An 11,965-nucleotide genomic window follows, 5' to 3' on the forward strand; every position below is an offset into this window, starting at 1 on the left:
AACCCGCCACATCTGAGGGATCGTCCCGAAAAAACCCGCCACACCTGAGGGAGGATCGGAATGGGCTACCCGGTGTTGCGCAGGCCCGCTGCGACGCCGTTGACGGTGATCAGCATGGCGCGCTGGAGGCGTTCGTCGATCTCGGCGTTGGCCATGCCCTCCCCGGCGGCGGCCTCGGCCCGGACTCGGCGCAGCAGCTCCACCTGCAGGTAGCTGATCGGGTCGAGGTACTGGTCGCGGATCTCGAGTGAGCGCTTGAGTGTGGGCTGGGCGTCGAGCAGCAGGTCCTCGCCCGTGAGGGTCTGGATCTCGGCCACGGTCAGCTCATACTCGGCGCGGATGGCGTGGAACAGGTGGTGCAGCTCGGCCGGAACCAGGGTCGAGACGTAGTACCCGGCAATGTCCATGTCCGTCTTCGCGAGCGTCATTTCAACGTTGGAGAGCACCGAGCGGAAGAAGTGCCAGCCGTCCATCATCTCCACGAGCTGGGCCGAGTTGCCTGCCTCGCGCGCGGCCTTGAGACCGGAGCCGACGCCGAACCAGCCCGGCACGATCTGCCGCGACTGGGTCCAGCCGAACACCCACGGAATCGCCCGCAGGCCCTCAAGCCCCGCGCCGGAATCGGGGCGCTTGGACGGCCGGGAGCCGATGTTCAACGAGCCCAGCTGCTCCACCGGGGTGGACGCCATGAAGTACGCCGGCAGGTCCGGATCGTCGATGAGGGTCCGGTAGCGGGCGAATGCCGCGTCGGAGATGGTCTCCATGACGTGGCCGTAGCGCTCGCGCTGGTCCTCGGAGGTGCGCGGAGTGCGGTGCAGGGCCGAGCCTTGCAGCACCGCGGCAAGGGAGAGTTCCAGGTTCTCGCGGGCGAGCTCGGGCAGCGAGTACTTGTCCGAGATGACTTCGCCCTGTTCGGTGAACTTGATCTCACCCTCGAGCACGCCGTTGGGCTGGGCCATGATCGCGTCGTAGGTGGGCCCGCCGCCGCGGCCCACGGACCCGCCGCGGCCGTGGAAGAGCCGCACCCGGACACCGTGCTTGGCCGCGACATCGCGCAGTTTGCGCTGTGTCTTGTGGATCTCCCACTGGCTCGTCATCACGCCGGATTCCTTGTTGGAGTCCGAGTAGCCGAGCATGATTTCCTGCACGTCCCCCCGCAGCCGGACCAGCTCGCGGTACGACGCATCCGAGAGCAACGCGTCCACGATCTCGGCCGAGGCCCGCAGCTCCTCCACGGTTTCCAGCAGCGGCGCGAAGCCGATTTTGGCGTAGGGCGCCTCGCCGAACAGGTTCACCAGGCCGGCCTCGCGGGCCAGCACGGCCGCGGCAAGGACGTCGTCCGCGCCGCGCGTCATCGAAATGATGTACGTCTCGATCACGTCAGGGCCGTAGGTGCGCAAGGCCCGCCGGATCTCGCGGAACACGTCGTACGTGCCGTCCGCGGCGCCGTCGAGCTTGATCGGGTGGCCGGAGAGCGGTCGGCGGGATGCGAGCTCGGAGCCCAGCACCTCAAGCCGCTCGGCGCGGCTCAGTTCGGCGTACCGCACACCCGGCCCGCCAAGGCGGTCCATCAGCTGCCCGACGGCGTCGTGGTGGTAGTCGGCGTGTTCGCGGATGTCCAAGGTGGCGAGGTGCAGCCCGAAGGAGGCGATGGCGCGCCGGACCCGGGCGAGTGCGCCGTCGGCGGCGAGGCCGGCGTGGTGGTTGCGCAGCGATGCCTCGAGCAGGCCAAGTTCGGCCAGCAGCTCCGCGGTGGCGGCGTAATCGCGGCCCGGTTCGTGGGCCGAACCGGCGGCGACCCGGCGGCCGGTGTTGAGCAGCTTGGCCTTGATGCAGGTGAGCTTGAGCCGGTAGGGCTCCTGGGCATTGAGCTCCAGGACGCGGCGGTCCAGGCCCGGGAGGTTGGCAAGGTCGACGTCGATCGAGTCCAGCAGCGGCTGGTCGGCCCCCGCCAGCGCCGTCGAGTTGGACAGGATGGAAATTAGCCCGTCGATCAGGCCGATGCTGATCCGGACGGCGTGCTGGTTCTGGATCTGGAGGATTTCGCGCGTGACCCCGGCGGTGACGTTGGGGTTTCCGTCCCGGTCCCCGCCGATCCAGGAGCCGAACCGGATCGGCGCCTTCGTGACCGGGAGCGCGACGCCGTGCTCGCCGAGGAGGTCGGAAAGGTCCGAGAGCATCTCCGGCATGGCGTCGGTGAGGATCCCGGTGAGGTAGTAGATCGCGTTCCGGGCCTCGTCCACCGGGGTGGGCCGGACCTGGCGGAGCTCGTCCGTCTGCCACATCTGGTCGATCACCTCGGCCAGCTGCCGGTCCTGGCGCCGCCGGGCCGTGGTGCCTTCCCGGGTGGATTCGGCCAGCACGTCGGAGAGCCGGCGGATTTTGTCCAGGACCGAGCGGCGGGAGGCCTCGGTGGGGTGCGCGGTGAAGATGGGACGGACGTCGAGTTCATCCACGACGTCCTGCAGCACGCCGGATCCGGCTTGTTCCGCGATCTCCTCGACGGCCTTGGCCAGCCAGCCGTCCTTTTCCTGCCGGTTGCGCAGCCCGCGCACCCGGTGGACCTGCTCGGCGGCATTGGCCAGGTGGAAGTAGAAGGCGAAGGCGCGGACCAGGTCGGTCGCCTGCTCAAGCGGCAGCGAGCCGAGCAGTTCGCGGACTTGGGCGACGACGTCGTACGAGCTCCACGGCCCGGTGGCGTCGGCGCCGCCGCGGGCCGCCTCCTTCGATTCCTTGGTCAGCAGCCGCACCTGCTCCACGAGGTCGAGGAGTTCGGGGCCGTGCTGGCGGACGAGGGATTCGCCGAGGAGGGTGGAAACCCGGCGGACGTCGGCGCGCAGTTCGGCGGCGAGGTCCGTGCCGGAGGTCAGTGCAGTGTCAGCCATGGAAACATCTTTCGAGGGTTCGACTTGGCTCGTACACTGCGCTGGATACTGTGAGCCGGGTTACTTGTACCCATGGGATGTTACCCGGCTCACGCCCGCGCGGGGAATTCGTCTCAGATAGTGTCCGGCCCCTTGGTGGTCGCGGCTCCACCGAAGTAGCTCGCAGTTGTTGTCGTTTCCAGGGCTGAAAACGACAACAACTGCGAGTCAGTTGGGCGGGCCGCGGCGCCGTTTAGCGGGCAATCTTGAAATTGAAGTCCGCGTTGCCGAAGGCGCCCCAGAGCCGCAGCCAGATGGGCAGGAGCATCTCGGTGCCGCGGGCCGTGGTGATGTCGCCGAGGTCGATGATGTCGCGGTGGCCGAGGTCAGCCAGCAGCCCTGCCACCACCGTCTTGGCGTCGGCGTCGTTACCGGAGACGAACACCGAGTGGTCGCCGCCAGCCACGCTGGCCGGGTCAACCATGACGCCGGCGTTCATCGTGTTGAGCGTCTTGACCACCCGCGCGGCCGGGAAGGCGCGCTGGATCTGCTCGCCAAGGCTGTCCGTGTTCACCGGGTTCAACGACGGCGGGAAGCCCTGGGAGAAGTCGAGCGGGTTGGCGATGTCAACGATGACCTTGCCGGCCAGGTTGTCGGCGCCGGCGGCGTTCAGCGCATCCAGGGAACCGTTGCCGTTGGTGGCGTTGACAACGATCTCGCTGCCGGCCGCGGCCACGGCGAAGGTGGTCAGCGTAATGTCGCCGTGCTCCGCGTGCCACTGGGAGAACGGGACGCCGCCCATCGGTCCCGCCTCGGTCCGGGCCAGCGTGGCCTGCGGGTCGCGGGTGCCGAGGACGACGTCATGGCCGAGCTTTGCCAGGGCGCCCGCGACGGCGGGGCCGACCGTGCCTGTACCAAACACTGCAATTTTCATGGGGACCTCATTCGGGAAAGAGTTTCGTCGGATGCCGGGGGTAGACAAGTTCGTCTACCGCTGGGCGAGACGCTACCAGACAGAACTGTCTACAGCAAGCACTCATCGAGAAGGCATGGTGGCTGACAAATATTGAAATCTGTCAGTTGATTGTTGTATTGTCTTCCCATGACCTCTCCACTGCTCAGCCCCACCCGCACGCTGGGCCGCACCGGCCCCCGCACCGCCCCCATCGGCCTCGGACTGATGGGCATGTCCGACCTCTACGGCCCGGCCGACGACGCCGAGAGTATTGCCACCATCCAGGCGGCACTCGAGGCAGGCGTCACCCTGCTCGATACCGGTGACTTTTACGGCATGGGGCACAACGAACTCCTGCTCCGCGACGCGCTCCGCGGACACCGCCGGGAGAACGCCCTGATCAGCGTGAAATTCGGGGTGCTGCGCGACGCAGCCGGCGGCTGGAATGGTGTGGACAGCAGCCCCGCCGCAATCAAGAATTTCCTGGCCTACACCCTCCGCCGGCTCGGCACGGACTACGTCGACATCTACCGCCCGGCCCGGCTGGACCCCAAGGTGCCGCTGGAAGAGACCATGGGCACCCTCGCCGAGTTGGTGAAGCAGGGTTACATACGCCAGATCGGCCTGTCCGAAGTCGGCGCCGATACCCTCCGCCGCGCCCACGCGGTCCACCCCGTCTCCGACCTGCAGATCGAGTACTCGCTGGTTTCCCGCGGCATCGAACAGGACATCCTGCCGACGGCCCGCGACCTCGGCATCGGCATCACCGCCTACGGCGTCCTTTCCCGCGGCCTCCTCTCGGGCCACTGGTCTCCCGACGGCGGCGGGCGCGACTTCCGCGCCCACCTGCCGCGCTTCACCGGCGAGAACCTGCAGCGCAACCTCGAGCTCGTGGAACGGCTCCGCGCCATCGCGGACAGCAGGGGCGCAACCGTCGCCCAGCTCGCCATCGCCTGGGTCCTGTCCCGCGGCGAAGACGTCATCCCGCTGGTCGGCGCCCGCCGCCGCGACCGCCTGGCTGAATCCCTTGACGCCGCATCCGTAGCGCTGTCCCCGCAGGACGTCGCGGATATCGAGGCCGCAGTTCCGGCCGAGGCCGTCGCAGGCACCCGGTACGACGCCGGCCAGATGGCCATGCTCGACAGCGAGCGCCGGTGACGCAGACTGCCGGCGTCCTGACCGAGGGACGCATCCTGGAAGCCGCCGAGGACGTGCTGCGCCGCTACGGCCCGGCGAAGGCGACCGTGGTCGACGTCGCCAAGGCCCTGGGCGTCAGCCACGGCAGCGTGTACCGGCATTTCCCGAACAAGCTGGCCCTGCGCGATGCGGTCGCGCGCCGCTGGCTCGCCCGGATCGCCGAGCCGCTGGCCCCGACGGCCGACATGGAAGGGCCTGCCGCCCAGCGGATGCTGCGCTGGCTGCAGCGGCTGGCGGCCATTAAGCACGGAATGGCGCTCAAGGACCCTGAACTGTTTGCGACGTTCAGCCAGCTGACCACGGAGGCCCGGGAAGTCGCGGCCGAGCACGTCGACCACCTCGCCGCGCAGCTCACCGAGATTGTCGCCGACGGCGTCGCTGCCGGCGAGTTCGCAGCGGCGGACCCGGTGACGGCTGGCCGGGCTGTGCTGCACGCCACGGCGCGCTTCCACCACCCGCTGCATGCCGCGGAATGGCAGGACCCTGCCATTCAGGACGACCTCGTCGAGGTCTGGAAACTGCTTATCCAGGGCTTGAGCGTCCGGGCGTAACCCGGGGCTAGTCCGGCTGTGGTCCGGCTGCAGCTCGGGCCCACCGGACAGACTGGTCTGTGTACCATGAAGCTATGACGCCGCAAGCAGCCACCGCACCAGCCCCCGCACCCGCCGCCGCCGGGCCGCGGACTGTCCGGACGCCGGCAGGGCAGGCCAAGGACAAGATCCTGGCCACGGCCTTCCGGCTCTTCTACGCCCAGGGCCTCAGGGCGGCCGGCATCGATACGATCATCGCCGAATCCGGCGTCGCGAAGGCCACTTTCTACAAGTACTTCCCGGCCAAGGATGACCTGATCCTGGCCTACCTAGAGCAGGTCGACGGGGTCTGGACCGGGCAACTGCACGCCGCCGCCGAAGCTGCCGGGACCGATCCCGCCGAGCAGTTGGTGGCTCTCTTCGATGCGCTTTCCACGGCCTGCCGCCGCGACGGCTACCGCGGCTGCGCCTTCATCAACGCCGCGGCCGAGTCGGCCTCCGGCACCCGGGTCCATGAGCGGACGGTCGCCCACAAGCAGCACATCCTTGCCTGGATCCGCGAGCTGGCGGACAAGGCCGGCGCCAGGGACCCTGAAGGCCTGGCCCGGAGCCTGACCCTGGTCCTCGACGGCGGACTGGCCAGCGGGGTGCTCGACGCCGACCCCGCCGCTGCCGCCGCCGCCCGCAGCACGGCGGCCCAGCTGGTGGCGGCCGCCCTGACAAACCCGCCAACCCCCAACTGACAGACAGTTGTTGTCGTTTTGAGCGCTCAGAACGACAACAACTGCGAGCTAGTTGGGCTGACACTCCTGGAGGTTGCCTTGACCACCAACATTTCCCCCGCCGATCCGCAGCTGGCCCGCTGGCAGCGCTTCCGGAACAGCCGCAATACAGCCCTGGCCAGCGAGTACGGCTGGCTCACCCTGACGTCGTTCCAGTGGCTCCCGGACAGCCCGGCTGCCGTGGACCTCGTGCCGGGCCTGTGGTCCAGCGACGGCACGACGGCGTTCCTCACCGCCGCCGCGGCAGACGGGCTGACGCTGGTGGAGACGGGCGAGCCCGTTGATGGGACCATCAGCGCGGCGCTGGCCAATGAGGAGTCGCTGCTGTGGGTCCAGTTCGGCGGGGACGACGGCCGGCAGGTCAGGGTGGAGCTCGCCATGCGGGCCAACAAGTACGCGCTGCGCACCCGGGACTCAAAGTCGCCGGTGTTCACCGGATTCGACGGCGTTCCCACCTTTGATTACCGGCCAGACCTTGTGGTCGAGGCCCGGTTCATACCGTACCCTGAGCCCGTGGACGTACCCATCGGCACCGCCAACCCGCTGGTTGACGGCGTACACCGCTCCGTCGGCGAGCTCGTGTTCCGGCTTCCCGGCCAGGCGCATGAGTGCCGCCTGCAAGCCGAGGAGGAAAAGCTCGGGGCCTTGACGGTGACGTTCCACGACGAGACCAACGGAGAAACGACCGACGAGTGGCGCAAGGTCTCCACGGCCCGGCCCAGGCCGGACGGCACGGTGGTCCTGGACTTCAACCGGGCGATCAACTACCCCAGCGCGTTCACCCCGTACGGCACCTGCCCCATGCCGGTGAAGAACAACAGCCTGGACTACCGGATCGAAGCCGGCGAGAAGCAGCCCTTCGCCTGACCCCGCAAGGGAGCAAGGGTGAGGCTACACGATCGCGGACACCCCGGTCACGGCGCGGCCCGCGATCAGGGTATTGATCTCGTACGAGCCCTCGTAGGTGTAGATAGCCTCGGCGTCGGCGAAAATCTTGGCCATCCGGTAATCGGTGACGATCCCGTTGCCGCCGAGCAGGGACCGGCCCATCGCCACGGTTTCCCGCATCCTGGCGCTCACGTAGGACTTCGCCAGGGCCACTTGGGGCATGTCCGCCGCGTCCGCATCCTGCAGCTGGGCAATCCGGACCATCATGCCCATGCTCGCCACGGCGTTCCCGAGCATCGTCACGAGCTGCTGCTGGACCAGCTGGAACTTCGCCAGCGGCCGCCCGAACTGCCGGCGTTCGACGGCGTACTGCCGGGCGACGTCGAACGCGGCCAGCTGTTGCCCCACGCCCTGCCAGGCGACCATGATCCGCGAACCGCGGAGCAGTTCGTTGGTGTCCTCGAAGCTGTTGATCCCGGCGAAGCGGTCCGCTTCGGCCACCCGAACGTCGGTGAAGACGATGTCGGCGTTCTGCACGGTCCGCAGCGCGATCTTGTTCTCGATCCTGCTGCGGCGCACGCCCGGCAAAGTGGCGTCGACGATGAAACCGCGGATGCCGCCGTCGGCCTCGTCGCGGGCCCAGACCAACATGTAGTCGCAGAACGTGCCGTTGCCGATCCAGCGCTTGGCGCCGTTGAGCACCCAGTGGTCGCCGGCATCCCCGCCGGACACGCGCCGCGCGGTCGTTTCCATCCCGCCGGCGACGTCCGAGCCGTGCTCCGGCTCGGTCAGTGCGAAGGCGCCGGTGGTGCGCAGGGCCGCGGCATCCGCCAGCAGCCTGGTCTTTTGTTCCTCGGAGCCAAAACCGTAGAGCGATTCCACAAACAGGTCGTGGTGGACCAGGAAGAACGTAGCCAGAGAGGTGTCCACCCGGGTCATCTCGGCGATGACCAGGCCGGCGAACAGGTTGCTGTAACCGCGTTGGGCCGGGGCGCTGAGCTCCAGGGCCGCGAGCTTGGGCAGGATGTGCGCCGGGAACTCGGCGCCGTTCCACCACTGGGTGGCGAACGGCGCCACCTCACGGGCCAGGAAATCGCGGAGCTCGGCCAGCTTGGCCTGCTCGGCGGCGTTAAGCAGCGACTCAAAGTCGAAGAAGTCACCGGACGGCAGCCCGGCGAGCAAAGACTCAGAGGCCTCCGGGGCGAGGGTCACTTCGGTCCCATCCGGATGGCACCGTCGAGCCGGATGGTCTCGCCGTTGAGCATGGCGTTTTCGACGATGTGCGCGGCGAGGTTCGCGTATTCCGCGGGGCGGCCCAGCCGGGACGGGTGCGGCACCTGCGCACCGAGGGAGTCCTGCGCTTCCTGCGGCAGTCCCGCCATCATGGGGGTCTCGAAGATGCCGGGCGCGATCGTGACGACGCGGACCAGCGAGCGCGCCAGTTCGCGGGCGATCGGCAGGGTCATGGCGGCGACGGCGCCCTTGGAAGCCGAGTAGGCCGGCTGTCCGATCTGCCCGTCGAAGGCGGCCACGGACGCGGTGTTGATGATGACGCCGCGCTCCGGTCCGCCCAGTTCGGTGGAGACCGGCTCGGTGGCGGCCATTGCCGCGGCGGCCAGCCGGATGACGTTGAAGGTGCCGATGAGGTTGATCTGGATGACGCGGCTGAAGGTCTCCAGCGGAAGCACACCGTCCCGGCCCAGCACCTTGCCCGGCGTGGCGATGCCGGCGCAGTTGACCACGATCCGCAGCGGCCCGAGGGCGACGGCGGCGTCGACGGCGGCCTGCACCTGCTCCTCGCTGGTGACGTCCGCGGGGACAAAGACGGCGCGGTTGGCCGGTTCCGGGGCGCCGCCGCCGGCTGATGCGTTCAGCTCCGCGACCAGGGCATCTCCCGCCGATGCGGGCAGATCCACCAGCACCACGGAGGCTCCCTCAGCGAACAGCCGCCGGGCCGTCGCGGCCCCCAGCCCGGACGCGCCGCCCGTAATCAGCGCGACAGTACCCATGACGTCCATGCATCCTCCTTGATGTGGAACCGCAACCCGGCCGTGGACTGCGCGCAGCCCACCGGCACCAGGGAACATTAGTTAGTACACGTTAACTGGAATGCCAACATTGCGCACCTCGGACCCGAGATTCCGCGCCGGGGCCGCGGCCGCCACTAGGCTTGGTCCATGACCGCAGCAGCTGCCCACTCCCCCGCCCCGAACTGGTCTTTCCGCGCCGATGAGGCCGCACGTTCGGTGACCAGGCTGTTCGGGCAGCGACTCTTCTTCCTGCCCGGCACCCACATCGCCGCGATCTCCCGCCCCTCCGGCCGGATCAAGAATCTGGGCCGGCCCTGGCACTACTGGTGGCAGGCCCACTATGTCGACTGCCTGGTGGACACCGGCCGCCGCGAACTCGGCGCCGATGGCCACACTCCGGCCAAGTTCGACGGCGACAACCTGCCCAGCGCCGGCAGGCTGGCGTCCCGCCTGGTCACCGGCATCCGGCTGCGCAACTTCCTCACCGTGGTGAACAGCTACTTCGACGACATGGCATGGCTGGCCCTCGCCACCCTCCGGCTGGAAACACTCGCCGAGGACTCCCGCAAGACCTCCGGCCGGCGCCGCAATGCCAAGGTCCTCAAGAGCCTCACCCTCCAGTTCGACTCGGCCTCGACCGACGACCTGGGCGGCGGCACGTTCTGGAGCAAGAAGCGCGATTTCAAGAACACTCCGGCGACGGCCCCGGTGGCCTTGTACTACGCCCGGACCGGGCAGGCGGCCAAGGCCCAGGCCCTGCTCGACTGGCTGGACGCCAAGCTCTACGACCCGGAACAGGGCATGTACCGGGACGGTCTCCGGATCGCTCCGGGCGGCGAGCTCGTGCTGGAAAGCGCCATCTACACCTACAACCAGGGCCCGGTCCTGGGCGCACTGCTGGAGCTCGGCGGCGAGGCGAACCTGGAACGGGCAGCCGCGCTGGTGGCCGCCGTCGGTCGCAACCTCACCGTCCAGGCGCCGCTGCTGGGGCGCAAGGGCACGGTGCTCCGGTCGGAGGGGACCGGCGACGGCGGACTGTTCACCGGGGTCCTCGTCCGCTACCTGGCCCTGGCCGCCGTCGACGAACGGCTTTCCCCCGAGACCCGGGCCGAAGCTGCCCTGCTGGTGACGGACACCGCGGAGGCCTTCTGGGAAGGCCGCCGGCTGGTCGCCGCGCAGGAGCCGTTGGCGCGCAAGGATGCCCGGCTCGTCTTCTCGGCCCGTCCGGAACTGCCGGCGCGACGGACCTACCCGGCGGGGTCCGTCGTCGAACTGTCCACGCAGCTGCAGGCATGGATGGTGCTCGAAGCGGCCGCGTCCATCGCCGGCAAGCTGCCCGCCGTCGGGAAGCCGGCCGATGGCGCAGCCGGAGCAAGCGCAGCCGACGGCGCGGCCGGCGCCGAAGAGGCCGACGTGGCCGGTACTGAAGAGGCAGGGACCGGCGCCGAAGCCACCCGCGAGGGCGGTGCCGTGGAAGCTGCTGCACCGGGCCCGAACAATCCCACGGGGAATTAGGTCACGCAATAGTTTCGTAATTCGTGTGATCCTACTCACTTAAGACGCTTTCGGCTTGGTTGCTTAGGTTTGGCTAACCTACAGTTTTTCGTAGTGAGCATGCCCTAACTTCCCCGCTCACGGAGGTTAGGCACCTACGACCTTTTCCTTGCAGAAAGTAGCCTCATGAAGATCCGCAACAACGCGCTGGCGGGCATCGCCCTGGCCGCGACCGCCGCACTCAGCCTCGCAGCCTGTGGCTCCGGCAGCACTACCGGAGCCGACGGCAAGCCCGCCGGCGAGATCACGGTCTACAACGCCCAGCACGAATCACTCACCAAGGAATGGGTGGACGCCTTCACCGCGGAGACCGGTATCAAGGTCACCCTGCGCCAGGGCGACGACACCGAGATGTCCAACCAGATCGTCCAGGAAGGCGCGGCATCCCGCGCCGACGTGTTCCTCACCGAGAACTCCCCCGCCATGGCCCAGGTGGAAAACGCCGGGTTGTTCGCGGACGTTGACAAGGCCACCGTGGACCAGGTTCCCGCCGCCTTCCGCCCCTCCACCAACAAGTGGACCGGCATCGCCGCCCGCTCCACCGTGCTGGTCTACGACAAGGCCAAGCTGAGCCAGGACAAGCTGCCCAAGTCCATGCTGGATCTGGCCAAGCCGGAGTGGAAGGGCAAGTGGGCGGCGTCGCCCTCCGGCGCCGACTTCCAGGCGATCGTCTCCGCCCTGCTGGAACTCAAGGGCGAGGCCGCCACTGAGGAATGGCTCAAGGGCATGAAGGAGAACTACAAGGCGTACAAGGGCAACAGCACGGCCATGAAGGCGGTCAACGCCGGCGAGGTGGATGCCGCCCTGATCTACCACTACTACTACTACGGCGACCAGGCCAAGACCGGCGAAAACTCCAAGAACGTCACGCCGTACTACTTCAAGAACCAGGATCCCGGCGCGTTCGTGTCCGTCTCCGGCGGCGGCGTGCTCAAGTCCTCGAAGAACGCGGCCGCGGCCCAGGCCTTCCTGAAGTTCATCACCGGCAAGAAGGGCCAGGAGGTGCTGCAGAAGGGCACGTCCTTCGAGTACGCGGTCGGCTCGGACGTCCCGTCCAACGACAAGCTGGTTCCGCTCAAGGAACTGCAGGCACCCAAGGTCGATCCGGCCAAGCTGAACTCCGCCAAGGTCACCGAGCTGATGACCAAGGCGGGACTGCTCTAGG

Annotated in this window: 10 protein-coding genes; 6 read left to right on the forward strand and 4 right to left on the reverse strand. The window is 68.3% G+C overall.

All coding sequences use genetic code 11. From position 1 onward, the window contains the following. Positions 1–65: 65 nt before the first annotated feature. Both ppc and AC1DK9_RS10685 read right to left on the reverse strand, forming a co-directional pair. Positions 66–2,885: a phosphoenolpyruvate carboxylase gene (ppc, locus tag AC1DK9_RS10680; RefSeq protein WP_476915903.1), complete on the reverse strand. Its 2,820-nt coding sequence runs from the start codon at positions 2,883–2,885 to the stop codon at positions 66–68. Positions 2,886–3,117: 232 nt separating this feature from the next. Beyond that, positions 3,118–3,798, reverse strand: coding sequence for an NADPH-dependent F420 reductase (locus tag AC1DK9_RS10685; protein ID WP_476915904.1), 681 nt, complete (start codon positions 3,796–3,798; stop codon positions 3,118–3,120). A gap of 168 nt (positions 3,799–3,966) precedes the next feature. Here AC1DK9_RS10685 and AC1DK9_RS10690 point away from each other — a divergent pair, with 168 nt between their 5' ends. The 4 genes from AC1DK9_RS10690 (at position 3,967) to AC1DK9_RS10705 (ending at position 7,195) form a co-directional block, all read left to right on the forward strand. Then, positions 3,967–4,977 carry an aldo/keto reductase gene (locus tag AC1DK9_RS10690; protein WP_476915905.1) on the forward strand — a complete coding sequence of 337 codons (1,011 nt, stop codon included), beginning with the start codon at positions 3,967–3,969 and terminating at the stop codon, positions 4,975–4,977. Further along, positions 4,974–5,567, forward strand: coding sequence for a TetR/AcrR family transcriptional regulator (locus AC1DK9_RS10695; RefSeq protein ID WP_476915906.1), 594 nt, complete (start codon positions 4,974–4,976; stop codon positions 5,565–5,567). Before AC1DK9_RS10690 ends, AC1DK9_RS10695 begins: the two co-directional genes overlap by 4 nt. Before the next feature lie 74 nt (positions 5,568–5,641). After that, positions 5,642–6,289 (forward strand): TetR/AcrR family transcriptional regulator, encoded by a 648-nt coding sequence (locus tag AC1DK9_RS10700; RefSeq protein ID WP_476915907.1) that lies wholly within the window; start codon positions 5,642–5,644, stop codon positions 6,287–6,289. Between the two features lie 78 nt (positions 6,290–6,367). Further along, a complete protein-coding gene (locus tag AC1DK9_RS10705; protein WP_476915908.1) occupies positions 6,368–7,195 on the forward strand; it encodes a DUF1684 domain-containing protein in 828 nt (275 codons plus the stop codon). Between the two features lie 24 nt (positions 7,196–7,219). Here AC1DK9_RS10705 and AC1DK9_RS10710 read toward each other — a convergent pair whose 3' ends face one another. Both AC1DK9_RS10710 and AC1DK9_RS10715 read right to left on the reverse strand, forming a co-directional pair. Continuing rightward, complete coding sequence (locus AC1DK9_RS10710) at positions 7,220–8,428, reverse strand: acyl-CoA dehydrogenase family protein (protein WP_476915909.1); 1,209 nt, start codon at positions 8,426–8,428, stop codon at positions 7,220–7,222. Beyond that, entirely contained in the window at positions 8,425–9,234 is an 810-nt protein-coding gene (locus tag AC1DK9_RS10715) for an SDR family NAD(P)-dependent oxidoreductase (RefSeq protein ID WP_476915910.1), read from the reverse strand. The genes AC1DK9_RS10710 and AC1DK9_RS10715 overlap by 4 nt, the downstream gene beginning before the upstream one ends. 159 nt (positions 9,235–9,393) lie before the next feature. Here AC1DK9_RS10715 and AC1DK9_RS10720 point away from each other — a divergent pair, with 159 nt between their 5' ends. Together AC1DK9_RS10720 and AC1DK9_RS10725 are read left to right on the forward strand one after the other, a co-directional pair. Then, positions 9,394–10,761 (forward strand): glycoside hydrolase family 76 protein, encoded by a 1,368-nt coding sequence (locus AC1DK9_RS10720; RefSeq protein WP_476915911.1) that lies wholly within the window; start codon positions 9,394–9,396, stop codon positions 10,759–10,761. 165 nt (positions 10,762–10,926) lie between these two features. Beyond that, positions 10,927–11,964 (forward strand): iron ABC transporter substrate-binding protein, encoded by a 1,038-nt coding sequence (locus tag AC1DK9_RS10725; protein WP_476861060.1) that lies wholly within the window; start codon positions 10,927–10,929, stop codon positions 11,962–11,964. The last annotated feature ends 1 nt before the right edge of the window (position 11,965 follow it).

It is taken from the genome of Arthrobacter sp. 01T414 (genome assembly GCF_056398965.1).

Excerpts from the sequence above, each read along its gene's own strand:
- AC1DK9_RS10725 (WP_476861060.1), top strand. The coding sequence starts at position 10,927 with ATGAAGATCCGCAACAACGCGCTGGCGGGCATCGCCCTGGCCGCGACC.
- AC1DK9_RS10720 (WP_476915911.1), top strand. The coding sequence starts at position 9,394 with ATGACCGCAGCAGCTGCCCACTCCCCCGCCCCGAACTGGTCTTTCCGC.
- ppc (WP_476915903.1), bottom strand. The coding sequence starts at position 2,885 with ATGGCTGACACTGCACTGACCTCCGGCACGGACCTCGCCGCCGAACTG.
- AC1DK9_RS10690 (WP_476915905.1), top strand. The coding sequence starts at position 3,967 with ATGACCTCTCCACTGCTCAGCCCCACCCGCACGCTGGGCCGCACCGGC.
- AC1DK9_RS10685 (WP_476915904.1), bottom strand. The coding sequence starts at position 3,798 with ATGAAAATTGCAGTGTTTGGTACAGGCACGGTCGGCCCCGCCGTCGCG.
- AC1DK9_RS10715 (WP_476915910.1), bottom strand. The coding sequence starts at position 9,234 with ATGGACGTCATGGGTACTGTCGCGCTGATTACGGGCGGCGCGTCCGGG.
- AC1DK9_RS10700 (WP_476915907.1), top strand. The coding sequence starts at position 5,642 with ATGACGCCGCAAGCAGCCACCGCACCAGCCCCCGCACCCGCCGCCGCC.